This window comes from Hallella multisaccharivorax DSM 17128, assembly GCF_000218235.1.
GTDB lineage: Bacteria > Bacteroidota > Bacteroidia > Bacteroidales > Bacteroidaceae > Prevotella > Prevotella multisaccharivorax.
Genome location: NZ_GL945017.1, coordinates 1,401,005 through 1,426,921 on the forward strand (window position 1 = coordinate 1,401,005; position 25,917 = coordinate 1,426,921).

Annotated in this window: 27 protein-coding genes and 1 other RNA gene; 7 read left to right on the forward strand and 21 right to left on the reverse strand. The window is 48.7% G+C overall.

Translation table 11 applies throughout. The features are described 5' to 3' along the window. Positions 1-2: 2 nt before the first annotated feature. Positions 3-422, forward strand: a complete 420-nt coding sequence (locus tag PREMU_RS06065) for a hypothetical protein (protein ID WP_007573916.1) — start codon at positions 3-5, stop codon at positions 420-422. A gap of 326 nt (positions 423-748) precedes the next feature. Then, positions 749-1,813 carry a mannose-1-phosphate guanylyltransferase gene (locus PREMU_RS06070; protein WP_007573918.1) on the forward strand — a complete coding sequence of 355 codons (1,065 nt, stop codon included), beginning with the start codon at positions 749-751 and terminating at the stop codon, positions 1,811-1,813. A 127-nt stretch (positions 1,814-1,940) separates the two neighbouring features. On the opposite strand, the gene folK is transcribed toward PREMU_RS06070, so the two are convergent. The 16 genes from folK to hisH all read right to left on the reverse strand — a co-directional run bounded on the left by folK (position 1,941) and on the right by hisH (position 16,991). Continuing rightward, the gene (gene folK, locus PREMU_RS06075; protein WP_007573920.1) at positions 1,941-2,351 is read right to left on the reverse strand and encodes a 2-amino-4-hydroxy-6-hydroxymethyldihydropteridine diphosphokinase; all 411 of its coding nucleotides are present in this window, start codon (positions 2,349-2,351) and stop codon (positions 1,941-1,943) included. Positions 2,352-2,366: 15 nt separating this feature from the next. After that, complete coding sequence (gene queA, locus PREMU_RS06080) at positions 2,367-3,560, reverse strand: tRNA preQ1(34) S-adenosylmethionine ribosyltransferase-isomerase QueA (protein WP_007573923.1); 1,194 nt, start codon at positions 3,558-3,560, stop codon at positions 2,367-2,369. Beyond that, a complete protein-coding gene (gene truB, locus PREMU_RS06085; RefSeq protein WP_007573925.1) occupies positions 3,557-4,246 on the reverse strand; it encodes a tRNA pseudouridine(55) synthase TruB in 690 nt (229 codons plus the stop codon). Before truB ends, queA begins: the two co-directional genes overlap by 4 nt. Positions 4,247-4,258: 12 nt before the next feature. Next, positions 4,259-5,134, reverse strand: a complete 876-nt coding sequence (locus PREMU_RS06090; RefSeq protein ID WP_007573926.1) for an undecaprenyl-diphosphate phosphatase — start codon at positions 5,132-5,134, stop codon at positions 4,259-4,261. Next, positions 5,134-5,412 (reverse strand): DUF3098 domain-containing protein, encoded by a 279-nt coding sequence (locus PREMU_RS06095; RefSeq protein WP_007573928.1) that lies wholly within the window; start codon positions 5,410-5,412, stop codon positions 5,134-5,136. Before PREMU_RS06095 ends, PREMU_RS06090 begins: the two co-directional genes overlap by 1 nt. A 27-nt stretch (positions 5,413-5,439) precedes the next feature. After that, positions 5,440-6,324 (reverse strand): cell division protein FtsX, encoded by an 885-nt coding sequence (locus PREMU_RS06100; protein ID WP_007573930.1) that lies wholly within the window; start codon positions 6,322-6,324, stop codon positions 5,440-5,442. A gap of 264 nt (positions 6,325-6,588) precedes the next feature. Further along, positions 6,589-8,589, reverse strand: coding sequence for a fructose-bisphosphatase class III (locus PREMU_RS06105; RefSeq protein WP_007573932.1), 2,001 nt, complete (start codon positions 8,587-8,589; stop codon positions 6,589-6,591). Positions 8,590-8,601: 12 nt separating this feature from the next. Then, entirely contained in the window at positions 8,602-9,777 is a 1,176-nt protein-coding gene (locus PREMU_RS06110; RefSeq protein WP_007573935.1) for a glycosyltransferase family protein, read from the reverse strand. Between the two features lie 21 nt (positions 9,778-9,798). Next, entirely contained in the window at positions 9,799-10,980 is a 1,182-nt protein-coding gene (locus tag PREMU_RS06115) for a glycosyltransferase (RefSeq protein WP_007573937.1), read from the reverse strand. Positions 10,981-11,011: 31 nt separating this feature from the next. Next, positions 11,012-12,169 carry a diaminopimelate decarboxylase gene (gene lysA / locus PREMU_RS06120; RefSeq protein ID WP_040558691.1) on the reverse strand — a complete coding sequence of 386 codons (1,158 nt, stop codon included), beginning with the start codon at positions 12,167-12,169 and terminating at the stop codon, positions 11,012-11,014. 44 nt (positions 12,170-12,213) lie between these two features. Next, positions 12,214-13,530 (reverse strand): aspartate kinase, encoded by a 1,317-nt coding sequence (locus PREMU_RS06125; protein WP_007573940.1) that lies wholly within the window; start codon positions 13,528-13,530, stop codon positions 12,214-12,216. Positions 13,531-13,548: 18 nt separating this feature from the next. Continuing rightward, a complete protein-coding gene (locus PREMU_RS06130) occupies positions 13,549-14,229 on the reverse strand; it encodes a cell division ATP-binding protein FtsE (RefSeq protein WP_007573942.1) in 681 nt (226 codons plus the stop codon). 35 nt (positions 14,230-14,264) lie between these two features. Then, positions 14,265-14,903: a bifunctional phosphoribosyl-AMP cyclohydrolase/phosphoribosyl-ATP diphosphatase HisIE gene (gene hisIE, locus PREMU_RS06135; protein ID WP_007573945.1), complete on the reverse strand. Its 639-nt coding sequence runs from the start codon at positions 14,901-14,903 to the stop codon at positions 14,265-14,267. After that, positions 14,900-15,667 carry an imidazole glycerol phosphate synthase subunit HisF gene (hisF, locus tag PREMU_RS06140; RefSeq protein ID WP_007573947.1) on the reverse strand — a complete coding sequence of 256 codons (768 nt, stop codon included), beginning with the start codon at positions 15,665-15,667 and terminating at the stop codon, positions 14,900-14,902. The genes hisIE and hisF overlap by 4 nt, the downstream gene beginning before the upstream one ends. Then, complete coding sequence (hisA, locus tag PREMU_RS06145; RefSeq protein WP_007573948.1) at positions 15,649-16,380, reverse strand: 1-(5-phosphoribosyl)-5-[(5-phosphoribosylamino)methylideneamino]imidazole-4-carboxamide isomerase; 732 nt, start codon at positions 16,378-16,380, stop codon at positions 15,649-15,651. Before hisA ends, hisF begins: the two co-directional genes overlap by 19 nt. Beyond that, positions 16,377-16,991 (reverse strand): imidazole glycerol phosphate synthase subunit HisH, encoded by a 615-nt coding sequence (hisH, locus tag PREMU_RS06150; protein ID WP_007573951.1) that lies wholly within the window; start codon positions 16,989-16,991, stop codon positions 16,377-16,379. The genes hisA and hisH overlap by 4 nt, the downstream gene beginning before the upstream one ends. A 178-nt stretch (positions 16,992-17,169) precedes the next feature. Here hisH and PREMU_RS06155 point away from each other — a divergent pair, with 178 nt between their 5' ends. From PREMU_RS06155 to PREMU_RS06170, 4 genes are read left to right on the forward strand one after another with little or no spacing between them, the layout of a single operon-like run. Then, positions 17,170-17,565 carry a hypothetical protein gene (locus tag PREMU_RS06155; protein ID WP_007573954.1) on the forward strand — a complete coding sequence of 132 codons (396 nt, stop codon included), beginning with the start codon at positions 17,170-17,172 and terminating at the stop codon, positions 17,563-17,565. Positions 17,566-17,598: 33 nt separating this feature from the next. Then, positions 17,599-18,507, forward strand: a complete 909-nt coding sequence (locus PREMU_RS06160; protein WP_040558694.1) for a hypothetical protein — start codon at positions 17,599-17,601, stop codon at positions 18,505-18,507. Further along, the gene (locus PREMU_RS06165) at positions 18,504-18,968 is read left to right on the forward strand and encodes a hypothetical protein (protein WP_007573956.1); all 465 of its coding nucleotides are present in this window, start codon (positions 18,504-18,506) and stop codon (positions 18,966-18,968) included. Before PREMU_RS06160 ends, PREMU_RS06165 begins: the two co-directional genes overlap by 4 nt. Positions 18,969-19,015: 47 nt before the next feature. Next, on the forward strand, positions 19,016-19,303 hold the full coding sequence (locus PREMU_RS06170; RefSeq protein WP_007573957.1) for a PqqD family protein: 288 nt from the start codon (positions 19,016-19,018) through the stop codon (positions 19,301-19,303). 99 nt (positions 19,304-19,402) lie between these two features. Here the strand turns inward: PREMU_RS06170 and PREMU_RS06175 are convergent, their stop codons facing one another. The 5 genes from PREMU_RS06175 to rnpB all read right to left on the reverse strand — a co-directional run bounded on the left by PREMU_RS06175 (position 19,403) and on the right by rnpB (position 24,069). After that, entirely contained in the window at positions 19,403-21,607 is a 2,205-nt protein-coding gene (locus PREMU_RS06175; protein ID WP_040558070.1) for a S9 family peptidase, read from the reverse strand. Positions 21,608-21,628: 21 nt separating this feature from the next. After that, positions 21,629-22,780, reverse strand: coding sequence for a DNA polymerase IV (gene dinB / locus PREMU_RS06180; protein WP_007573959.1), 1,152 nt, complete (start codon positions 22,778-22,780; stop codon positions 21,629-21,631). Then, positions 22,773-23,177, reverse strand: coding sequence for a YkvA family protein (locus tag PREMU_RS06185; RefSeq protein WP_007573960.1), 405 nt, complete (start codon positions 23,175-23,177; stop codon positions 22,773-22,775). Before PREMU_RS06185 ends, dinB begins: the two co-directional genes overlap by 8 nt. 1 nt (position 23,178) lies before the next feature. Beyond that, on the reverse strand, positions 23,179-23,610 hold the full coding sequence (locus PREMU_RS06190) for a hypothetical protein (RefSeq protein WP_007573961.1): 432 nt from the start codon (positions 23,608-23,610) through the stop codon (positions 23,179-23,181). Between the two features lie 41 nt (positions 23,611-23,651). Next, positions 23,652-24,069: RNase P RNA component class A (gene rnpB / locus PREMU_RS14320), an RNA gene on the reverse strand. A 272-nt stretch (positions 24,070-24,341) separates the two neighbouring features. Here rnpB and PREMU_RS06195 point away from each other — a divergent pair. Then, positions 24,342-25,814: a Do family serine endopeptidase gene (locus PREMU_RS06195; protein ID WP_040558074.1), complete on the forward strand. Its 1,473-nt coding sequence runs from the start codon at positions 24,342-24,344 to the stop codon at positions 25,812-25,814. Positions 25,815-25,917 lie beyond the last annotated feature (103 nt).

Genomic DNA, 25,917 nt, shown 5'->3' on the forward strand with positions numbered 1-25,917 from the left:
CAATGAAAAAGGTACTTCTTGTATTCTGCGTGTTTTTCCTCTCTTTGGGAGTAATGGCGCAAGGTCCTAATAAGTTTAATCCGGAACAGTTTGAAAAGGAGCTGCATCAGTTTATAGCTTCTGACGCAGGATTAACACCGGGAGAAGCCGCCGTCTTCTTTCCGCTGTTTGATGAAATGCATGCTAAGCAACGTCCACTATTTGACAAGTTTCGCACGTATATGCATACGAATACGCAGGACGATCATGCCTGTTTAGAAGCTATTAGGGCTATGGACAATATAGATATTGAGATAAAAAGACTTCAAAGTCAGTATCACATGAAATTCTGTAAAGTGCTGCCGGCCAGCAAGGTACTCCGCGTAATAAAAGCAGATGAGCGTTTCCATCGTCAGATTTTCAAGAAGATGATGCGGAGGTAGTCTTACAAGACGACCTCTTTCTCGACTCCTGGCGCTGTTGTTTTTTACAAACTTGCTTTAAAGCGCATCCATAACATGGGTCCCCAGTTTTCACGCCTAAGACCTTTTTAACCCTTATAGCAGCATATATTATACATGAAATGAGGATCGCGGCGATAATAATATATTGAATGTGCATGTTATACGAGATATGATTAAATGTAAAGTAATCCATATCTATTGACCACTAAAATCATGCCAAAAACAAATATTTTGCTTTTTTATTCGTTTGTTCGGTATTCTTTTCTTATTTTTGCAACTTAAGAGATTTATAAAGACAACTGTTTATGACACACCAACACAATCATTTAGTCATTATGGCAGGTGGAATAGGGAGCCGTTTTTGGCCAATGAGTACCGAGGAGAAGCCGAAGCAATTTATTGATGTTTTGGGGGTAGGACGTACATTGATTCAGATGACTTATGACCGTTTTCACGATATCTGTCCTGACGAGAATGTATGGATTGTTACCAATAAAAAATATGCTCTTCTTGTCCATGAGCAGTTGCCTGATGTCCCTCAAAGTCATATTTTGACGGAGCCGTGTCGCCGCAACACAGCGCCTTGCATCGCTTATGTCAGTTGGCGTATCAAGGTTACCGACCCACATGCCAATATCGTGGTGTCTCCGAGCGACCACATCGTAATGAATACGGAAGAGTTCAGACGAGTAATTGTCGAGAGTCTAAGCTTTACCCAGGAGTCCGACTCTATCGTAACTTTAGGTATGAGAGTTACTCGTCCAGAAACAGGGTACGGATACATTGAGGCTGATTTATCTTCTAAAACATTGAGAAATAAGGAGATATACCGTGTTGATACATTCCATGAGAAGCCAGACCTTGCAAAAGCTACTCGCTATATGGGCATGAGCAATTACTATTGGAATTCGGGTATTTTCATTTGGAATGTTGAGACTATCGTTAATGCTCTTCGTATTTATGCTCCACGCATCAACAATATCTTTGAGCGTTTGCAAAGTATATATGGTACTCCTCAAGAGCAATCAGCGATAGACTGTTGCTATCCTGACTGTGAAAATATTTCCATCGACTATGCAGTTATGGAAAAGGCTGAGGAAATTTTTGTATTTCCTGCCGACTTCGGATGGAGTGATTTGGGCACATGGGGTTCATTGCTTACTCAGACTAAGCATGATCTGAATGGGAATGCCTGCATAGGCAGTGATATTAAAACCTATGACACTCATGGATGTATTATTCATACTACTCAAGAGCGTCAGGTTGTCATTCAGGGCTTATCCGATTGTATTGTTGCGGAGCATGATAACAGACTTTTGGTATGTCGCCTTTCTGAAGAGCAACGAATCAAGAGTTTTCTCGAACAGTAGATTCCTTATTAACGATATGGTTGCCACTGACTTCGAGGTAGCTCCCTAAAGCAATGGCTTTTATAGAATTAGCGCGCTTATGATAAATAATGCTGGCTACAATTGTCTTCAGCGCTCTTTCCGACGACTATTTATTCAAGATCTCGCTTAGAGGTTTCATCACAAAGTCACGTTGCTCCATCAATGGATGGGGAATTTTCAAGTCTGAATCATCTACATGGAGGTCATCATAGAGCAAAATGTCGATGTCGATTACCCTGTCGTTATAGCAACCATCAATGCTTTTTCCTGTACGTCCAAGTATTTTCTCAATGATTTGCGTTGCTGTAAGCAATTCTCGTGGCGAGAACATAGTCTCACAGCAAACGCAGGCATTGATAAATTTGTTGGGTGAGGAAAACCCCCAGGGAGTGGTTTCATAAAGCGAGGATTTCTTTACGACGTGCCCTACTCTTTCGTCAATCAAGTCGACAGCGTCCCTAATGAGCCGTTTTCTGTTGCCGATATTCGATCCTAAGCTTAAATACACTGAATGCATGAGTCTGTTTTAATCTTAGTCGACAATGAGAAGGCTGTCGCCGAAACAACCAAACTTATATCCGTGTTTAACGGCCAGACGATAGCATTCCATCACATTTTCATAGCCGCCGAAAGCAGCTGTTGCCATCACCAAGGTGGATTCCGGATGATAGAAATTGGCGATCATGGTATCTGCCAATTGATAGTCATAAGGCGGAAAAATAAACTTTGAGGTCCAGCCATCATATTCCTTTAAGTAGCCGTCCGTACCGGTGGCAGTTTCTGTAGCTTTTGCTACGCTGCATCCAACTGCGCAGATATGGTGCCCTGCGTCTTTGGTCTTATTTACAATATCACAGCATTCCTTGTTGACGATCATCGCTTCTGAATCCATTTTATGTTTTGACAAATCCTCCACTTCGATCTTTGAGAAATTACTCAGACTACAATGCAAAGTGATAAAGGCCGTATTGATTCCCTTGATTTCCATACGTTTCATGAGCTCGCGACTAAAGTGCAAGCCTGTTGCCGGAGCCGTTACCGCTCCCACATTCCTGGCATAGATGGTCTGGAAATTTTCCATATCTTCTTTTGTTGCATGTGAGTGGACATGCATGTTCTCCATGCCAGGCTCTACTGGCCTATTATTAAGGATATAAGTAGGAAGTGGGCACTCGCCCAAGGCATAGAGGTCGTGTACGAATTGGTCGTGTGGACAATCGTATAGGAAGCGAAGCGACCGCCCACGGCTTGTTGTATTGTCATAGACCTCAGCTACCATAACACCGGCATCATCAAAGAAGAGTTTGTTTCCAATACGAATTTTTCGGGCCGGTTCTACAAGCACATCCCACAAATGAGTCTCTTCGTTGAGTTCCCGAAGAATGAATACCTCAATCTTTGCATCCGTCTTTTCCTTTGTCCCATAGAGCCGCGCAGGGAAAACCTTGGTGTCATTGAGCACAAACGTGTCGTCTTCACCAAAATAATCGAGCACATTACGGAAGTCGAGGTAATCACCTTCAACCGGCTGCCCCTTGGTATCTTTCTTGAAAAGCTCTATCTCTCCTGTCGTACGATGGAGCACCATCAGTCGAGATTCATCACGGCGGAAGACACGAAAAGACTCCTTGGCGCCCTCATCGTTCACAAACTCACGCTCGATGCTGTGAGGATATAATGCCACAAGATCTTGCGGCAGATTGAAATTGAATTGTGATAACTTCATATCTTATCTTTTAACCACTCATCAAAGTGGTCGAAATCTATACATTTGTTTACAGTGATGTCTCCTACACGAGTACGCCTCAGAGCTGTCAGATAGGCTCCACTTCCCAATGCTCTTCCAAGGTCTCTGGCAAGTGCCCGGATGTAAGTGCCTTTGCCGCACACCACGCGGATGGACAGCTGGCCATTATCCTCATTGAAGCTGGTTAGCTCTATCTCATCAATATGGATGTGCTTAGGCTTCAGCTTCACCTCCTCGCCCTGACGTCGCAATTTGTAGGCTCTGTCGCCACTTATCTTAACGGCGCTGTAGGTAGGAGGAATCTGCTCGATGTCGCCGGTAAACTTCTTCAGAATCTCTAAGATCATCTCACGTGTGATGTGCTTCCAGGGATAAGTCTGATTGATCTCATGCTCGAGATCATAGCTGGCGGTTGTGGCGCCTAACTGCAAGATTGCAGTATACTCTTTCATATGGCTCTGGAGCTGCTCTATCTGCTTGGTGCAATGTCCTGTGCAAAGAACCAGCACTCCTGTTGCCAGAGGGTCAAGGGTGCCGGCATGTCCAACTTTCACTTTCTGCCCCACAGCCTGTGACAAGAGATAGCGGCAATGAGCCAGTGCGCCGAAGCTGCTCATTCGGTAAGGCTTGTCTATAGCGATTATTTCTCCCTTGATGAAGTCCATTTATCGCGTGGGTTAATCAAACATCACCATGCTATGGCCACTGAGCATCCAAGCGAGGATAAAGGCACCCACTAAGATGCGATACCATCCAAACCACTTGAATCCGTATTTGGAGAGAAAGCTCACAAACCATTTCATTGCCAACAGTGCTACGATGAATGCCACCACACAACCTACGAGAAGCATGATGAGATTGTGGGATATATCCCAACCTGTGCCGACAACATCGTGCCCGACAAACAATTCGTGAACATCCAGGCCAGTAGCCACAGCCATGGTTGGCACCGCAAGGAAGAAAGAAAACTCAGCCGCACGGCGACGAGTCAACTTTTGGCTCATGCCTCCCACAATAGTGGTCATCGATCGGCTAGTACCCGGAATCAGAGAGAAGCACTGAATCACGCCGATCCAGAAAGCACGGCGCTCCGTCACCTTGTTGGCTTCGGTGCCTTTATTAAAAATGCGATCGCAGAAGAGCATGAAAATACCGCCCACCACGAGCATGACAGGTACGATCCAAATGGCATTGGAAGGCGTCAGCATGAAATCGAGCATTCCACTTTTCTTCACTATCAAGCCGATGACGCCAGTAGGAATGAAAGCTACCAGCAACAGCCAGTAGAAATACCACTTATGCTTGATTTTCTGCCACGTATTGCTTCCTGCTGGTGCCGGTGTGTGGTCGAGTCGGAAGAAACGACTCCAATAAAGCACAACGACAGACAGAATGGCACCAAACTGGATAATAATGGTGAAGGCTTTAACAAAGTCAGAATCCTCCACTCCCAAGAGATTCTCTACGATGAGCATATGTCCCGTAGACGATACGGGGAGAAACTCGGTGAGCCCCTCAACAATAGCAATGATAATGGTCTGTAGAAGCGTCATCAGTCTTTGGGTTTACGGATGATGGCGTATATCAAGGAGATAAAGCCCAGAAAGCATACTACGGGCGCTACCTTGATTCGACGGGCGCTAAATATATCAGGGTTGAATGCCTGTTCGGTAGAGCTTGAACCGCTCATCAGCACAAAGCCAAGGATGACAATGGCGAACCCGATGGCAAGCAGGATAAAGTTTGTGCGGTCGAATGCATAGTTTCGGCCTCCCCCAATTTGTTTTCCTTGGGTATCGGGAACCTGCTTTGATTGATTGTTAATTGACATATTATCAGATGATTAATAATGTTATTATCAGATTTTATACAAGTCTCCGGCCTTCATCCGCAGGAATCGGTTGACGGAGATATTAGCGCAGATGACAGTAATCACAATGCCAAAGAAAAATACAGAGGCTCCTGTAATCGCCATCTCGCGCCAGGTGATAACCGTGAGTATCTCTGGCTCATAGCGATAGAGCGCATACATGCCAAACCCTAAGGCAGTGCAGGCCAGGGCTGCTGCGATGATGCCGATGAGGACCGCGTTCCAAACAAACGGGCGGCGGATGAATCCCCATGAGGCTCCCACAAGCTTCATCGTATGAATGGAGAAGCGGCGGGCATAGATGCCAAGCTTCACCGTGTTGTTGATCAGTGAGAAAGAGACGAATGTAAGAAGTATAGCGAGCACGATCATGGCTACGCCGATCTTGGCAAGATTGCGGTTGACTGCGTCGATGAGGTCCTTCTGATAGGTGATGTCTGAGACCTTCGGATATTTTTTTAGCTCTTTCGTGATCCATGCCAGTGAGTCGTTATTGGCATAGTCACTTTTCAACGTGAGCTCGATAGATGAGGAAAATGGATTCACGCCATCAGTAAATGTCGAAGGATCGGTCCCCATCTGCTTAGCAGCGTCGTGCAGGGCGGATTCCTTGCTGATGAAATGGATGGTCTTGATGTATGGACGACGAGCCAGACTGCGGGTGATGGTTTGCGCCTCATTGTCAGCCATGTCTTGTTCGAGCATCATGGTGACCCTCAGATTTTCCTTCACCAGGGCAGAAAGATTGCGGCCGCCGAGTGTGGAAAACGCTACTAAACCGAGGAGGATGAGCACCAATGCCGTACTGATGCAAAGTGTCACGGATTGGAGGCGGCCTGTGCGCCTGGTGCTCTTAACATGTTTTTTCTTCATTATCGAATCAGCGATATATATCCAGTTTTGCTGCAAAATTACAAAATGTAGACTGAACGTGCGAATGATTAACTGGCATTAACATGATAGGCTATTACTCCCCCGCTGCCTATACACTGTAATGGCAATGCGTTTACGGTGTAATGGCAATGCGTTTACGGTGTAATGGCAATGCGTTTACGGTGTAATGGCAATGCGTTTACGGTGTAATGGCAATGCGTTTACGGCGTATAGGCAATGCCGTCATAGCGTTAAGGGATGGGACTACTTGCCGTTTGTGTCTTTCTCGCTGATGAAACCATGTCTGTAGGCATATAAAAGTTCCTCTAAATCAGCTATTTGAGCGTTCAGTTCTATTCCCTTGTCAGTGTCGGCGACGAGCATTCTGCGCGATGACATCTCCACGATTTGGGTTGTCGATTTGATGTCGGTACCCCTGAGTATGGCGTCCTCAGTGCTGGTGAAAGGCTCATGCTGCACGAGTTGGAATCCGCGGCTGTGGTAGACTAAAGTGTAGCCGGCAATACCTGTCTCCCGATGATAGGCCTGTGAAAAGCCTCCGTCGATGACCATCAGCTTGCCAATGGCCTTGATGGGGCTTTCCCCCTTGATGGCCCTCACGGGTACGTGCCCGTTGATGATATGCCTGTTGGGGTCGGTGATGTTGAAAGCCTTGAGTATGGCATCACAGATGGCCTCGTTGTCTCGCAGAACAAAGTAGCAGCCCTTCTTCTCTTCATGGGTCTCTTTCTCCTGAATGAAATATCGCTCAAAGGTTGCCATCTTCGACTTGTCGAAGAGGGGGCTGTCAGGTCCGCACCAGAGATACATGAAATAGTCGATGGCATAATTTCGCATCTCTATTGTCGAATCGTTCTGGAAGGCGCAGCGAATGAGCATACCGATATCTGTAAGGAGCTGCTGCCCATTGCTGGAATGGCCTGGATAGATCTCAACGTTTTTCAGTGAACCGTCCTCATTGAGCGGAATAGACGCGTGGAAAAGCAGGTTGTTATTCCAAATGGCAAACATGCAGCCATGCGAGAGCATGAGCTTGATATGCTTATGCAGTTTTTCGCTCACTTCAAAGCTGTGGTGTAGTTTCGCCACTAAGCCGGCCTCTTCCTTCGTGAGCTGGTCGGGATGCTTGGGGTCAACGGTCGGGAAGCTGCAACTTGTCAGCGGATATGTTTTACCGTCCAGTTTGATGGTCCCTTTGTCGTAGTCGATGAAGTTGAAAAGACAGCGGTCCTGCATCTTCCATTCAGGATGTTTCTGATAGAGCTGGCTCTCCAGTTTGAATTGCAACACGGCAATGGCCTTATGCTCTTTGGCGATCAGCTGTCGGGTTTTCTCATCTATTGCTCCTGTACCTCCATCGGTCTTTGGCAGGAACTCTGTACAAGGATCATCTCCATAGGCCTCCATGGCGAAAGTAGCCAGCGGCACCAGATTGATGCCGTAGCCGTCTTCAAGGGTAATTAGGTTGGCATAGCGCAGAGAGAGCCTGATGACCGAGCACATGCAGGCATCGTTGCCCGCGGCAGCTCCCATCCAAAGAATATCGTGGTTGCCCCATGTAATATCCCACGAATGGTAGCTGTCAAGGAGGTCCATAATGCGATGGCTCCCAGGACCGCGGTCGTAGATATCTCCCAAGATATGCAGCTGGTCAATAGCGAGGCGTTGAATGACATTGGAGATAGCCACGATGAAGTCGTCAGCGCGGCCTGTGGAGATGATCGTGTCAATGATGACATTGACATAATCCGCCTTATTCTTGTCTTCCGGCCGCTCATGCAGAAGTTCCTGAATGATGTACGAGAAATCGTGCGGGAGCGACTTGCGTACCTTTGAGCGGGTGTATTTGCTCGATACATCGCGGCAGACTGCCACCAAATGATGCAGTGTGATGTGATACCAGTCGTTGATGTCTGCCTCCGAAGCTTTGACAAGTTCAAGCTTCTGCTCTGGATAATAGATGAGCGTGCACAATTCACGCTTCTCCGTTTCCCGCAAGGTGTTGCCGAAAAGATCGTTGACCTTGCGCTTGATATTTCCAGAAGCGTTTTTGAGTATGTGCTGGAAAGCCTCGTACTCACCATGCAGATCGGCGACAAAATGTTCTGTAGCCTTCGGTAAATTGAGTATCGCCTGAAGATTGATAATCTCGGTGCTCGCATCAGCTATAGTCGGAAAAGACTTCGATAGAAGCTGAAGATAACGCATGTCTTTCTTAATGTCGTAATTATTGGTTGTGCTCATGATTGGGTAGAATTAATAGTTATACAAACCAAATTTAGTTATGGCTGTCAGCATTTTCCTTGTTTTCTTACCGTCTTTCGGGGTAAAGATCCAGAAGCCTTCTGGCAGACCAAGGAAATTGAACAATACATCGGTAAGCCTTGAGGCAAAGTCATCGAGGCCCAGTCGTTTAATCATGTCCCTGATCAGATCCTCATCGACGTCGGTGAATCTCATCATCTTGTATATGTCAGCAAGATGAGCCAATGGCATAGTCTGTCGAGACAATTCATAGTGGAGATTGAGCAATGCCAGGCAGAAACGTTGCTCTGCCTTGCCATTGTCAGCAAACACTTCTTTGACCTTATTACGGAGCAGCAGATTCTTTGAGAGCAGTGTCTCTGTGGCGAGTTCTTCTTTCGTGTATTTGCGTTTGCTCTCAAAGCGCTCAATGGCGGAGGCATCCAGATTCGGGCAAGAGGCTTGCAACGCGTCAAAGGCTTGGTGGAGTGGTGCCACAATCAGCTCTTGTTCAGCATAAAGGAGAATGCGTCTCCAGTCTTCTTCGGTAAAACCGGCAAGGGTCTGGGATACTTCCGCGATGATTTTGTTTTGCTGCTCATTATTCATGCTGGCTACTTGCGGGTCTATTCCGGTTTGCAGAAGGACACCTATGGTCTCCTGAATCTTTGCAGAGAAAAACAGTTGGCTGTTTGAATCAATGACTTTTCTGTAGAGTTTCTCTATCATGGCAGCAGCCGTGGCAAATGAAAGCTGACTTGTCAGCACTGGATTCTTCACCAGAGCTACCCGCTTATTCCAGTTGAGATCTGCGAGATTAGTCTTTTCGAGAGTGCCACAGACATGCACCGCGGCGGCGCGCTCTACCATTTGATGCTGCAATGTAAAGAGGATGGAGTGCTGATGGCGCTGCGCTTCCCAAGGCTGTAGCCCTCCAAGTGGTGTCAAAACATAAGGTATGCCGTGGGCATAAGCCTTTGAAGCCACTTGGCAAGAGTTGTGATTCCAACAGCCGAAAAAATGAATCAGGTCATAATCCGCTATATCAGCCATAGCATGACGGGCACCGTCTACACCTAACTTGATGTTGACGTCTGTCGAGAAGTTGTTGGCAAGCCCTTGTACAAGGTCGTGATGAATACCGACAACATTGACGGAATGAGGTACGTATAGCAATATCTTCAGCATGATAACCGGTTGTGGTCTAATTTATAGCTTGTGTGTGGTGAAGTCAAGTTTGTCAGAAGCCTTGTAGCGTAGCCAGTAGAAGAGCTTCCGCCAGATCATTAACAGCTGATAAGGATAAATCAGCATTGTGGGGACCTGCTCCTGAAATGCGGATATCGCCTTGCAGCCTATGAGGGTATGGATTAGGTAAAGGGTGATAAGTGACACGCCAGAGACCGCCAGAACAATGAGGTTGGTTGTCAATGCGCCCCAAAAAATAGCGACAATGACGAGCAAGAGTGGAAAGTGCAATGCTATCTGGTCAAGATTGAACCAGAGCCTATGGCTGAAGCTTCTTTTAAGCCACTTCCTCGTTTCCTGGTAAACAACGTGCTGTGCCATCCATTCCCTGTGCGAAGGTGCATCGTCGATGATCCACGCCTCGTTTCTTGTCTCCAGTGCGACTCTCCCCTTGACAGCATATTTGTTGATGAGAAAGTCGTACTCTCCATGAATCAGATGGAGGTTGCCCCGGAAGCCCTCCTGCTTCATAAACTCTGTTTTTCTTATCATGATGTTTGGACTGACAGTGGCATAAGCTGTGCCTCGTGCAGCCTCACGCATGAGATAATAAGAAAAGCAGAGCCGTTCAAAGCGCTTGAAGGAGGACACTCCACCTGCGTAGCATCCATATCCCATGACAAGGCTGTTGGCATCGACACAGTTCTCTGCCATGGTCTGAAGCCATGTGTCGGATGCAGGTCTTGAAGTGGGCTCTGTGAAGAGGAGCCATTCAGTCCTGGCGGCTTTGACGCCTAAGGTCATTGCAAGCTTCTTACGGCTCACATAACGTGATGTCTCAGGGATATACGTGAAGTAAAGACTACCGTCAACCGTCTGGCCCTCCAACGTCTTCTGAAAGCGCTGGAGCACTTCCTCGGTTTCATTCTCCCCCCTCTCAATGACCACAATCACTTGAAATCCAGACGGGTACTTCTGTCCCATCAGGCTTGACAAATTCTTTTCCAAGGCTTCTGCCTCGTCATGTGGAGTGAGAATGATGGAGAGCGTGGGAAGAGGATCAGCGACATCCCTCTCCCGCTCTTCCCATTTCCTCTTTTTGAATCTCAGAAAGGGACTGATCAATGAAGAAACTATCACAATCACCAGCAATACGGCACAGCTGATAATGGTCAGGTCATCAATATGAGGCAAATTAATCATCTTGAGTAAAAACCTTTTACGGTTGTCTATATCAGAGCTCTTGACTTAACAATCCTTTTGGCAAAGGCCGGCAATTGTACTGACTGGCCATAATTTCGCCATAGGCCCCCGCTGAACGAATTGCAAGTAGGTCACCGCGTTTGCATTGGGCTATCTTCGTGTCTTTGGCAAAGACATCGCTTGACTCGCATATTGGGCCCACTATATCATAAGCTACGGGCTCGCCATGGCCCGTGAGGTTTTCAATATAATGGTGAGCATGGTAAAGAGCCGGACGTATCAAGTCGGTCATTCCTGCGTCGACAATGCAGAACTGCTTGTTCACGCCTTGTTTGACATAGAGTACCTTCGTGATGAGACTGCCCATCTGTCCGACGATAGACCGTCCAAGTTCAAAGTGAACTTTCTGGTCGGGCTTTAGTCTAAGTCCTTCAGCAAAGACCTTGAAGTAGGACTTAAAGTTGGGTATCGGGTTCTTATCGGGATCGTCATAGTCAATGCCCAGACCTCCTCCTACATTGATATTCTCAACCTCGATATGTCTGGCACTAAGCGCTTCCTGCAATTCGTTGATGCGCAAGCACAGAAGCCGGAAATCGTCCATGTCAAGGATCTGGCTGCCAATGTGAAAGTGCAGGCCTATGAACTTCACGTTCTTCAGTCGGCTGGTCTCTTCGATGATTGGGACCATGTCACTCATGGCAATGCCGAACTTATTCTCAGCAAGGCCTGTGGTGATATTGGCATGCGTATGCGCACCCACTTCGGGATTAATCCGAAAGCAAACACTGGCTGTCATACCTCTGGCTTCGGCAAGTTGGTTGATGATTTCCAGCTCCGGCACACTCTCAACATTGAAGCAGAAAATGCCGGTATCAAGCGCAGCGTTGATCTCCCAATCAGCCTTCCCTACCCCGGCAAACACAATGCTTGTGGGGTTGAAACCTGATTGCAGGGCGGCTTCAATTTCTCCGCCGCTTACACAGTCGGCTCCCAGCCCCGCCTCTGAGACAATTCTCAAGACCTTAGGGTTGGCGTTGGCCTTGACGGCATAGTGTACGATAAAATCCTTGTAAGCTGCCGCCGCAGCTGAAACCTCCTTCAAGGTCCTTCTCAGGAGACCGGAGTCATAAAAGTAGAAGGGCGTGCGCGTAGCACGTAACTTATCAATTGGAAAAGACGTATTCATGGTCTTCATCAATATTCTAATCTTTCGCTATCTTTAGAATGCTGCTATTTAAATAATGTGTCGCTGAGTGATTGCAGCGCTTTCTTCTTGTCAGCCTCACGGATGAGGAAAGAAATATTATAGTTGGAGCCCCCATAGCTGATCATACGTATGGGGATGTTCTTCATAGCTTCAGAAGCAATGGTCTCGAATCCGATGTTTCGCCAGTCGAGATCGCCCACCACGCAGACAATGCACATATCGGTGTCCACGGTAACCGTGCCATATTTCTTCAGCTCGTCAACGATCTCGTCGAGATGGGCATTGTTGTCAATGCTCATGGACACGCCGACCTCCGACGTGGTAATCATGTCGATGGGTGTCTGGTAGCTTTCGAAGATTTCAAACACTTTGCGCAGGAAGCCGGTGGCCAGTAGCATACGCGAGGATTTGATCTTTATGGCGGTGATGTTGTCTTTTGCCGCCACGGCTTTGATGGTGCCGTGGGCGAGTTCATTGTTGATGATAGTGCCTTGGGTGTCGGGCTCCATTGTGTTTTTCAGTCTCACGGGTATCCCCGCGAACTTAGCTGGCTGTACGCAGGTGGGATGGAGAATCTTTGCGCCAAAATAGGCTAACTCGGCAGCCTCCTCAAAGTTGAGTTGGTGAACAGCCGAGGTGTGCTCAACGAACCGGGGATCATTGTTATGCATACCATCGATGTCGGTCCAGATCTGTATCTCGTCAGCGGGCAATGCGGCTCCGACAAGAGAAGCCGTATAGTCTGATCCGCCACGCAGCAGATTGTCGACTTCCCCGTAGGCATTGCGACAGATGAAGCCCTGAGTGATATAAATCTGATAACCTTGATTTCGGTCCATGACATCGTGTAAGTGCTCTTTGATGTATGGCAGATCGGGTTCTGAATTCTTGTTTGTACGCATGAAACTAAGCGCGTCTATGAGTACGCTCTTGATGCCTTGCTCCCTGAGGTAATTGTTCACCATGTTGGTTGACATGATCTCACCTTGCGAGACAATGATTTTCTCCTCAAAGCTCGTGAAAATACCTTTGGTGAATGTGCGCATATAGCTGAATCTGTCGCGCAGAAAATCGCATGTCTTTTTCTTACAGTCTTCATTCGAGTAAAGCTCTGCTACGTGCTCCATGTATTTGGCCTCAAGGTTGTTGATGACCTCGTTGGCGCCATCGGGATTCTTCTTGTAGAGATAATTGCAGATTTCCACAAGACTGTTGGTCGTGCCACTCATTGCTGAGAGCACTACGAAGGTGGGCTCGCCGGATCGTGTGATAAGTTGGGCAACGCCTTTCATGCGCTCGGCACTTCCAACGGAAGTGCCTCCAAATTTCATTACGTTCATATGAATGTATTGTTGGTCTTACTCTTTGTTTTTTATTTCAATTACTTTGCCGTCCTCGCATCGATACACGAATCCTGGATAACGGTCGATCATGGAAATGTTGTGGGTGGACATGATGACGGCGGTGCCCTGTGCGGTGATTTCTTTCAGCAGTCGCACAATGTTGTCGGCCGTCTCCGGATCGAGGTTGCCCGTCGGCTCATCGGCTATGACCACCTTGGGGTTGTTGAGCAATGCGCGTGCGATGGAGATGCGCTGCTGTTCTCCGCCTGAAAGTTCATGGGGCATGGAGTGGACCTTGTTCGTCATTTCAACGGCTGACAGCACCTCATTGATACGCTCGTCGATCTTCTTGCGGTCTTTCCATCCCGTGGCACGAAGCACGAAGCAAAGATTCTGCCACACATCGCAGTCGCGCAGAAGCTGAAAGTCCTGAAAGATGATTCCCATCTCTCTTCTGAGCGCGGGTATGTCACGGCGTTTGAGTGTCAGCAGATCTCTGCCAAGCACCTCGGCTGTTTCCGACTCTTCCGGAAACAGATCCAGCTCGCAATAGAAGGTCTTCAGCAGACTGCTCTTACCGGATCCCACCTTTCCTATCAAATAGATGAACTCCCCCTCGTTGGCGTGAAAGCTGACGTCGTCCAGAATCAGGGTATCTTGCTGGTAAACTTTTACGTGATGATAATCTATGAGCATATTGAGATTGATCTAAGAATGAACACCTTTTTTGATTACTCTTTACTTTTCTTTATCCTCCGCGCCTTATCCCAGTCCGGATTGTGGCGCTTGATAAGCTCCGAGGCGATGTCCTCGATGCGTAGCCCTTTTGAGGTCAGTAGCACTATGAGATGATAAAGCAGGTCGGAGGCCTCGTAAATGAGTTTTTCTCCGGTACCGTTGGTGGCCTCGATCACGGTCTCGACGGCTTCCTCCCCTACTTTCTGGGCTATCTTGTTGACTCCCTTCCGGAAAAGACTTGTGGTGTAGCTGCCTTCAGGCATCTCTTTGTGGCGCACGTTGATAAAGTCTTGCAGCTCTGTCAGGAAGAGGATAGGGTTAACATCATTCTCCTCGCCCCAGCACGTGTCGGTACCAAGGTGGCACACAGGACCGTCAGGGTGAGCTTGGATGAGCAGCGTGTCGTGATCGCAATCCTCTTTAATGGAGACCAGGTGGAGATAATTGCCTGATGTCTCGCCCTTGGTCCAGAGGCATTGTCGTGTACGGCTCCAGAAGGTGACGAGCTTCGTCTCCATTGTTTTCTCGTAGGCTTCTTCATTCATAAAGCCCAGCATCAAGACCTTGGCCGTGACTGCATCTTGTATGATGACAGGCACCAGCCCGCCCATTTTCTTGAAATCTATATTCATAATCTGACGTTTACCTTTTTGTCTTTCAGATAGTGCTTGAGCTTGGGAATCTGAATCTCACCGAAGTGGAAGACACTTGCGGCCAGCGCGGCATCGGCTTTTCCCAAAGTGAAGGCATCATAAAAATCGACCATCTTCCCCGCACCGCCACTGGCGATGACAGGCACCGGCACCACGTCGGCCATCTCGGCCAGAGCCTCGTAGGCAAAGCCGTGCTTCACTCCGTCGTGATCCATGCTTGTAAACAGAATCTCGCCCGCGCCGCGATCGGCCGCTTCCAGCGCCCAGTCCATCAAGCGGCGCTCGGTGCGCTCTCTTCCACCTTTTATATAGCAGTGCCATCCGTCGGTGTCGTTGCGGGCGTCGATGGCGCAGACACACACCTGAGAGCCGTATTTGGCTGCTATCTCATCGATGAGCTCGGGATGACCGATAGCCGCGGAGTTGATGCTGATTTTGTCGGCGCCTGCATCTAACAGCCGGTCCACATCCTCAATGGCATCGATGCCTCCACCCACGGTGAAGGGAATGTTAATCTCCCGCGCCACTCTGCTTACCATCTCGGTGAAAGTCTTCCGACCGTCGATCGTTGCCGTGATGTCGAGAAAAACCAGCTCGTCGGCGCCCGCGTCGCTGTAGGCCTTGCCAAGCTCCACAGGATCGCCGGCCTGCCGCAGGCGCACGAAATGGGTACCTTTTACTGTCTGCCCGTCTTTGACGTCCAAACACGGTATGATGCGTTTTGCTAATCCGTTGTTCTCCATTTGTTCAATTTCTCTATGTCTATCTTTCCCTCATACCATGCCTTGCCAAAGACAACGGCGGGGATGCCCGCCTCCTCCAGCCTCATGATGTCTTCATTGCCGCTGACGCCCCCACTGGCGATGAGGTGAATGTGGGGGAAAGCGCCCATCACCTTACTGTATAAGTCGACGGCGGGACCCGCCAGGGTGCCGTCCTTTGAAATATCCGTGCACAATACGTTGATGACACCAGCATCGATGTATTTGGAGAGGAAGGGCAGTAAAGCCTCTTGGGAGTCCTCTTTCCATCCGTTGATGCTCACAAATCCATTCCGCACGTCGGCACCCAAGATGAGTTTTCCGGGGCCGTAAGCCCCCAGCCAGTCCAGAAATGTTCGTGGCTGACTGACGGCAATACTGCCCACTGTCACCATGTCCGCGCCTGCTGAAAAAGCCTTCTGTAGGTCCTTCTCGCTTTTGATGCCGCCGCCGAAATCAATGACCAGACTCGTCTCCCGGGCGATTCTCTCCAGCGTCTCTGCATTGACGATGTGCTTGGCTTTGGCCCCATCAAGGTCAACTATATGCAGGCGCTTGAATCCCAATCGCTCAAATCCCCGCGCTTGAGCCACGGGATCGTCATTGTAAACCGTCTTGAGACCATAGTCGCCATTTGTCAGTCTGACGCACTTGCCGCCGATGATGTCTATGGCTGGTATCAATTCTATTTTCATAGGGTAAGTTTTTCAGTGGGACTGATATTCAGAAAGTTCTCAAGAATCCGCTCTCCTACTCTCCCACTCTTCTCTGGATGAAACTGAACGGTCCAGAAATTATCCTTGTGGAGGGCTGCCGAATAGGACAAGCCATAGTTGGCTGTGGCTATCGTGTACGGGCAGACCGGCACGTAGTAACTGTGGACAAAATACACGAAATCATTATCGTCCACCCCTTTGAACAACGGAGAAGAGATGTCGTGCAATGAGTTCCATCCCATTTCGGGCACTTTGAGCTCGTGACTCTTTGGCGAGAACTTCCTGACGCTCTCTGGAAAGACTCCGACACAATCCACGTCGCCTTCTTCGGAGTGGGCACAGAGAAGCTGCTGACCGACGCATATACCAAGAATGGGCTGGCGAAGCGAACGAATGACGCGGTCAAGACTATGCTCCCGCAGATACTCCATCGTCGTGTGGGCACTACCTTGCCCGGGAAAAACAACGCAGTCAGAGCTCGCTAAGACCGAAGCCTTGTCGGTGATGACTGGTTCCACGCCAATGCGTCGGAAAGCGTTGGCGACAGAAAAGATATTGCCGGCATTATATTGGATGATGGATACATTCATAACCTCTGATAAGCTTATTCATCATGCAAATTTACTAAAAATATCAGGGGGAAGTCGCAAAAGCCCAACTTTTTTTGGGTGAATAAAGATAAAAATGAACATTTCGTTCGAAAAGCGACATTTATTTTATAATTTTGTACCGTTTTCCATCCATCGATATGATAAATAAAGAAAAACAATGATTAAGAAATACTTTCTTTTTTGCGTGTTGGCCGTGGTCAGCCTATGCGGTTGGTCAGCCAACCAGCCGGCGAAGGTCTACATGTTTGGATTCGCGGCCTCGTTCAACGACTCCACGGTGTGTTTCACTGAGATACAGGAGGTGGATTCGGCTTATATAGACTCAAAGACGAAGTTCCTCTACGGCCGCGAAAACTATTCCTACCAGCTGCGTAACCATCTTACAGGGCTGGGATTCAACACGCCGACTTGCATCACCTGCTTTGCGCTTAAACGCAAGGTTGTGGAGGAAAAGTACGCCCGTTTGAGGAAAAAATATGCTAATGGCAAGTTCATCGTGAAAGAGGTCAAGGCACCACAGTTTCATTTCCAGGTCATCAGGCCCGAGGAGTAAAGTGTGAGGCCTGTTGTGTACAGCGATTCCATCATGCACGTCGATAAGCGTTTCTTTCGGGTAGCGGAGTTACCCTTCGCCATCTCATTCGTTGGCTATGAGAATGGCTTCCAGCTGCTGCCCTCTTTCCTGCCTTTCCGGACTGGCGACAAGCCCTGCGAGCCGCTTATGTTCACGCTGACGGTGGACGACAGCTTACGTCCAATGCCGAAAAATCAACGTGAGCGCATCCGCGAGTTCGACACCGGCAATGGCATCACTATCGTTGACAGGCTCGAAGACGGCGGATACCAGTATATCATCAAGGACGTAGGCGGCGGCCAGTGCTGTCTGCTAATTACCGATAGCCGCTTCACGATTTGCCGCTGTGCGCTCAATGGCGATCTTCTGATGCGGTCGTTTGGCCTAAACAACGCACTCATGCTCGTCTATGCTTTCGCGGCGGCGTGGCGCAGCACAGTACTCATACATGCGTCCGTGGTGAGGCAGGATGGCTACGGTTATGCCTTCATTGCCAAAAGTGGAACGGGAAAGTCAACGCAGGTGAGCAACTGGCTGAAGTATCTGCGTGGATGCGACTTAATGAACGATGATAATCCGGTAGTCAGAGTGATTGACGAGATATGCTACATTTATGGGAGCCCATGGAGCGGAAAGACGCCGTGTTATCGAAATGTGAAAGCCCCCTTAGGCGCTGTGACCCGAATAGATCGCGCGCACGAAAACGCTGTGGAGAAGGTGTCTCCTGTGGAGGCCTTCACTTCTCTGCTGCCTTCCGTCTCCTCGATGAAATGGGAGGATTCACTTTATGAGACAATTTGTAAGACAGTGACGAAAATCGTCGAACACACCAATATCTTTACACTCCATTGTCTGCCTGACAAAGAGTCGGCAATTGTGTGCAATCGGGTAATCCGAAAGTCTATCTCATCAGAACAATGAAAGAGATATCTGTACAAAATTCGGTCTTCATTCCCGCTGTCGTCAAACTTGTCAACGAGGGGCACACGGTAACGATTCCCTTGAAAGGCTTTTCCATGAGGCCTTTTCTCGAAAATGCGCGCGACAAGGCCTTGCTGTGCCAGGTGGGCAAGCTCCATGTGGGAGACCCTGTTCTGGCGAAAGTTGACCATCAACGATACGTCCTGCATCGCATTGTGCGGATAGACGGTGATTGTCTTACGCTATTGGGTGATGGTAACCTCTCCACAGAGCACTGTCGCATGAAGGACGTCGTGGCATCCGTTGTTGGATTCTACAGGAAGGGGCGCACCCGTCTCGATGCTGTCGACGGGCGGAAGTGGAAGGTCTACTCCGCCCTATGGATGCAGCTTCTCCCCGTAAGACGCTGGTTGTTAGCATTTTACCGAAAGATATGGATCCCTCTGTTCGGAAGTCTTTGAGCGAAAAACATTATACATCATATATCATATATCATTTTGCGTATCCTATGAAAGCAAAAACTGGATTCAGCGTGACCGATGTCTGTGGGTCGCATATCATCGTGGCTTCGGGTAAAGAAAATATTGATTTCAGCAATATTATCAGCCTGAACGACAGCGCTTTACTGCTATGGAACAGCATTCAAGGCAAAGACTTCACCGTTGAGGATCTTGCTGGCCTGTTGGTATCTAACTATGAGTTGGACGACCACGCTCCTTTGCCTATGGAACAGGCCTTGGCGGATGCCGAGGAAGTAGCGAAGCAGTGGATCAAGGCCGGCATTGTCACGGAGTAAGACAATATGCCATCGATGGGATGTCCATCGATGGCGTGAATGTCTTGTGTGCCCCCCCACCTTAAAACAACGTCCCAACCGAAGTTTATCTGTCGAACATTATTTCAGGTGCTCCTCAAACCATTGGGTGATCTGCCGGAGTAGATGGTTACGGGTGTTGCCACCGAAGATACTGTGGTTACGGTTGGTATAGATGTTTTCCTTGAAGTCCTTGTCGGCTTGCACGAGTGCCTCGGTATACTCAAACGTGTTTTGCGGGTGGACGTTGTCATCAGCTGATCCGTGGCAGATAAGCAGGGCTCCGCTCAGCTTCGAGGCGCGTGAGATGGGACAGTCATCGTAGCCGGTGGGATTCTCTTGTGGCGTGCGCATATATCGCTCGGTATAGACGGTATCATAATAGCGGTAACTTGTCGGTGGAGCCACGGCCACACCGGCTTTGAAGATGGGCCGCCCCTCGCTCATGCTCATCAGTGTGCAGAAGCCTCCATAGCTCCAGCCCCAGATGCCGATGTTGTCTTTGTCGACAAAAGATAGGGAGCTCAGATAAAGTGCTGTCTCAACCTGGTCTTTAGCTTCGAGGTTGCCCAATTTGAGATAGGTGCATTTCTCAAAGTCGGCACCACGTCCGCCGGTGCCACGTCCGTCCACACACGCTACGATGAAACCCTGCTGTGTGAGGTATTCGTCAAAGGCGCCGCCCTGTCCCATGGAGCCTGCATTCCAGGAGTTGACGACTTGCTGGCTACCCGGACCACTGTACTGAAACATGATGATCGGATATTTTTTAGTAGGGTCAAAGTTGGCGGGTTTCATCATCCATCCGTCAAGTTTTACGCCCTCAGAGGTGGTGAAGGAGAAGGGCTCTTTCTTCACCCAGCCGTATTGTACAGTCTTGTCTTTGAGGGCTTTGTTGTCCACGTTGGTGAAGATGACTGCTCCGTTGTTGCTACGCGTGGTGTAAACAAATGGGGTGTTGTAGTCACTCCAGGCATTGATGAAGTATCTATAGTCACCTGAGAAGACGGCTGTATTCCATCCTTCCTGCGAGGTGAGTCGCTCGGTCTTTCCGTTTTTGTGGATGACGAAGATTTGCCGGTCGTGCGGATTGAGGGCCGCGGCTTGGTAGTAGATATCACCGGTGGTCTCGTCCATGCCGTAGACCTCGGTGATGTCGTAGTTGCCCGGAGCTACTTTTCTTAGGAGTTGTCCGTTGTGGTTGTAGACGTAGAGATGCAGAAATCCATCTCTGTCGGAAGGCACGATGAGATAGTTGCTGCCCATCTTAATGTTGGCCATGGCGTTCTCTTTGACGTACTTACCAACGCTTTCCTTGAGCAGCAGGTGCGCTACGGTGCTACGCGGGTTGACGGTGTAGAGGTTGAGTGCGTCTTGATGGCGGTTCATGGTGTAGATGAGAATTTTGTTGGCATCGGGTGTTGGCAGGATTCTGGGCATGTATCCATCGGCATCGAGGGGAATCTGCAGCTGCTGTGTGCGGTGACTCTTGATGTCGTAGCTCCACGCGGTTACTTTCGAGTTGTCTTGCCCTGCCTTTGGGTATTTGTAGCTGTAGTAGCCCGGATAGACTGCATAGTCGTTGTGTTCGGGATGGCTTCCTTTGTAGAGCTGTAGCGAATACTCCTTGACAGCTTTCTCGTTGTACTTGATCCAACAAAGCATGGTACCATCGACGTTGAAGGTGAGTGCCTTATTGAATTCGAACTCCTCTTCGTTGACCCAGTCAGGGATGCCGTTGATGACCTCGTTGAACTTTCCGTCTTTGGTTATCTGGCTCTCACTGTTGTCGTAGAGCAGTTTGACAAGAAAGATGTTGTTGTCTCGGACGAAAGCGATTTGCTGTCCGTCAGGTGACCAGACGGGGCATTGCTGCGGCCCGCTGTCGGAGAGTTTCTCCAACTTTCGGCTTTTGATGGTGTAGATGTAGAACACAGCCTTGTAGGAGCGTCGGTAAACGGACTGGCGTTTGGTGGAGATGAGCATGTGTGTGTCGTCGGGCGACATGATATAGCCGTCGAAGGCATCGATGTGCTCTCCCTGGGTCTTGTCCGCGTCGAAGAGCACATCGGTAAGCTTTCCGGTTTTGAACGAATATTGTTCGATTCGTTTTCCGTCAGCGGAGATACGGGCATACTGATCGGTGCCCTTGAGTGGGTTGATACCTGAGACCCGCTCTCCGGCAAACTCGCTCGAAGCCACCTGTTTAAGGCTGAGTGGTTCGGAAGCTGTCAAAGTGCTTGTTGATAAAAGCATTGACATACAAATGGCAAATAATTTATTCATAGGCGTAAGTATAGTAAAACATTAGGATATAATATTGTTAAAAATATGTTTATATGGTTGTGTTTCTGCGTTGCTCCCCCAGAAATCGTCGCCAAAATCGAGCCGGCCTTGTATCCAGCGCGGCTTCAGGTTGCCTTCGATTGGCGGGTTGCTGACCGACAGTCCCATCAGTCTTACGGAATCTGTGGCAGAGCAATCCACTTTGGTTAAGAGCTGCTTGGCCAGGGCGAGGATGTCTTCTTTCTTTGTCACCATTTTGTGGGATGTCAGTGACCGGCTGATGACCGAGAAGTCGGAGTATTTCACTTTTAAGGTAAGTGTCCTACCCTCGAATCGGGCTTTAGTGATGCGTCTCTCCAACTCTAGCACGAGGTGGTAGAGCTCGATGATCATCTGTGAGCGCATAGTGATGTCCTTTTCCATGGTTTCCTCACATCCAACGGATTTTCGTTGTTCCGAGGGCTCTACAGGACGGTTGTCAATGCCGCGGGCAAAGTTGAAGTATATTTCTCCGGCCTTGCCGAACACCTCTTTGAGATGATTGAGCGATACTGTCCGCAGATCCCGGCCGGTGAAGATACCGATTTTGTGCATCCGCTCCATGGTCTTCGGGCCCACTCCCCAAAATCTCTCTACGGGGAGCTTGGCGATGAACTCGAGAGCGTCGTTGTATCGGATCTCAAGCTGTCCATCGGGCTTATGGCAGTCGCTGGCTATCTTGGCCAAGAACTTGTTGTAGGAGATGCCGGCCGAGGCTGTGAGATGTAGCTCCTCGCGAATCCGTGATCTTATTTCGAGGGCTATGTCAGCAGGGAAGTCTATCTTCTGTTTGTTGACGGTGACGTCGAGGAAGGCCTCATCAATAGAGATTGGTTCTATGAGATCGGTATAATCTTGAAAAATGGCGTGTACCTGGGCGGAGACCTCTTTATAATGATGGTGGTTGCCTTCCACTACAATAAGCTGTGGACAAAGTCGCTTGGCAGTTACCATGGACATTGCCGAGTGCACGCCGAACTGTCTGGCCTCATAGCTTGCCGTAGACACTACTCCCCGCGGGCCATCATAGCCCACCGCAATAGGTCTGCCTTTGAGCTCGGGGCGGTCGCGTTGTTCTACGGACGCAAAAAAGGCATCCATATCCACGTGAATGATTTTCCGTAAATCAGGCATTGTTGTCAGCAAAGACGTCGTCAGCCTCGGTGATCTCGTCTTCATCAAACCATTTCGACAACTTGGCGTGGGCTTTCTCCCTGACAGCGTCGGGCACATCCCCCCATACCTTTTTCAGCACAAAGAGCAGCACGGCGAGGTCGTCGCCCAGCCCTGCAATGGGAATGGCATCGGGAATGATGTCGAGTGGGCTGATGAGATAGCCCAAGGCTCCGATGATGATAGCCTTGTCTTTTACGGAGACGTCACTGCTCTGGAGGGTGTAATAAAGGATAAGGGCCACATAGACAAGTTTTGCACCTGCGCGCTTGGCAATGTGCGAAATCTTGTCGATGAAGCCTTGCGACGAATAGTCGTCCTTATACTTCATGAAATCGGGTAATGAGCTGTTTTCCATATCAAACTTTTTTCTTAGCCTCATGATAAGACTTTACTTTGTCGGTAAAAGCCGCTATTTGAGGATTGTTGCTTTTGAGATGACTGATTCTTGACTTCACCCCCAGCATCATGAGGCCTTTCAGCAGGAGTGCGGTCAGCACCCCCAGCACCACGCCGGCGATGAGTGACCACTTGCCCCAGGGAAGCATTGTCTCGGGGAAGGCACTGAGGATGATGACGGGTATAACGGCGATAATGCCGTACTTGGTAAGCTGAGCCTTCTGGCTGCCCTCGCTGTCGAGAATACTTTGGTATTCGAAGAGATAATCTTCTAAGTCTTTGCAGTCAAGGCTCATCATTTTGGGGAAGTCGGGGTTATCTCCCCACTGCTCAATAGTTCGAGTGATGAGGTGCTCATAGTCGTTGAGAATATTCGGCTTTAAATCTTTCATAATGGCAATCTGCGGTGTGAGATCCTTATAATATAGAAAAGTAAGACAGTGCCCTGATAAGCCGGGTTCTGTACCCTCACTATGGTGAGGAGCCTTGTCATTTATCTAATCTGTAAGTCACCCTACAGCTTCAGCATTCTACCCTCCATCGTTGCTTTCGAGGAAGCATCGGGCAGGCGGCCCTGGACATGACGATGGTTTACGCGAACTTGCAGCCTCCAGACGGTACAGCCACGGCGGTCACCCGCCGGCTGGTGGTCTCTTGCACCACCTTCTCACCCTTGCCTCTTCCGACTTACAGGATCATAGGATGCCTGCAGTTTCACAGAATGGCGGTTGTTTTCTTCTACCTTCACCTACCGTTACCGGCAGCTTCCATTTTCAGAAGTGGAGCGCCTTGCGCTGCCCGGACTTTCCTCTTGCACTCTTGCGGATGCCAGCGACAGGCCGGGGCACTGTCTTACAATATGAGCTAATGTATTATTTCTCCGCAAAATTAATAAAAACAATTATCAAACAAGAGAATCGCTTAAGTTTTTGCAAGTTTTTAAACGAATGCAAATTATCATCCACACCTACTAAAGAAGCGTTAAGTGTTAAAATCAAAGTGTTAAAATCGAATAAACATCACTGACAGAATGACAACATTACAAATTAAGCTCCTATATTTGCAGAAAAGAAAGAAAAACTCTGATAGATTGAGAATTGAATTATAACTAAATATTAAGATCATGAAAAAAATCTCTTCTTATGTTATGGGAGGTCTTTGCATTGTGTCTCTGACCTTTTCCGCGGGATCCCTAATGAAAGTTAATGCGGCTACCAGCGCGGCTGTCGAGCAGGCTGGTCAGCCTGTTGACTTGACTTACGCTTCTAAGAAGGCATTAGCTGCAGTAGTTAGTGTGAAAACTGTCCAAAATTCAAAGACAAAGACTGTGGAGGTGGACAGCAGCCCTTTTGATGATTTCTTCTCTGACCCTTTTGGTTTCTTCGGCAATCCGGGACAGGACAATGGTGGGAAGCAGAAACGACAGGTGCGCACCCCTAAGCAGGAGGGTTTAGGATCGGGAGTCATCATCAGCCCCGATGGATATATCGTAACTAACAATCATGTGGTGCAGGGCGCTGACGAATTGACAGTTACCCTAGAGGACAATCGCGAGTTTAATGCCAAGCTCATCGGGACCGATCCTACTACTGATCTGGCACTCATCAAAATCGAGGGCAAGGACTTCCCTACCCTTCCTATCGGCGATTCCGACAAGTTGAAAGTGGGTCAATGGGTCATTGCCGTAGGTAACCCTTTCGGCCTTAACAATACGGTGACAGCCGGTATCGTCTCAGCCAAGGCACGTTCTATGGGAGCTAATGGCGTGGAGAGCTTTATCCAGACGGATGCTGCTATCAACCGCGGTAATTCAGGTGGTGCCCTGGTAACTGCAGACGGAGAGCTTGTGGGTATTAATGCCATGCTTTATTCCGAAACAGGTTCCTATGCCGGTTATGGCTTCGCTATTCCTACGGCCATTATGAATAAAGTAATCAGCGACCTGAAGAAATACGGTACCGTGCAGCGCGCATACATCGGTATCCGCGGCACAGATCTTCATAATCAAATTGATAATCTGAAGGAGCAAAATAAAGATGTACCTGATTATGGTACCAACACCGGTGTGTATGTCGCTTCGGTTGAAGATGATGGAGCTGCTGCAGCAGCAGGACTAAAAGAAGGCGACGTTATCACGAAGATTGACGGCAGAGGCATCTCAAAGATGGCTGAACTTCAAGAGATTATCAATAATAAGAAACCTGGCGACAAAACCACTATCACGTGGTTACGTAACAAGAGAGAGATGACCAAGACCGTAGAGTTGAAAAACAAGCAGGGCAACACCAAACTCATGAAGACGGCCGATTTCGCGGTGCTCGGAGCTAACGTATTGCCGGTGAGCGAGAGTTTGAAGAAACAGCTCGGTATCAGTTATGGCTTGCAGGTGAAGAACGTCAAGAAGGGTGCCTTCAAGGATGGTGGTATTGAGGATGGCTTCATCATCATTACCGCCAATGACAAACCCATGAAGACCATCTCTGATCTGCAGGAGGCTGTTAAGGAGGCTTCACTGAGCAAGAACCCTGTGCTCTTTATCACAGGTGTCTGGCCATCTGGAAAGACTGACTACAAGGCTATCAAGGTCGGAGAATAAGGCACCTGCTGCAGGGACAGCCTCCTGGACTGTCCACTGCTATCCCTATTTGTAGGTATATTCTTAAGATATGAATCCTTTGCAATCTCATTGCAAAGGATTT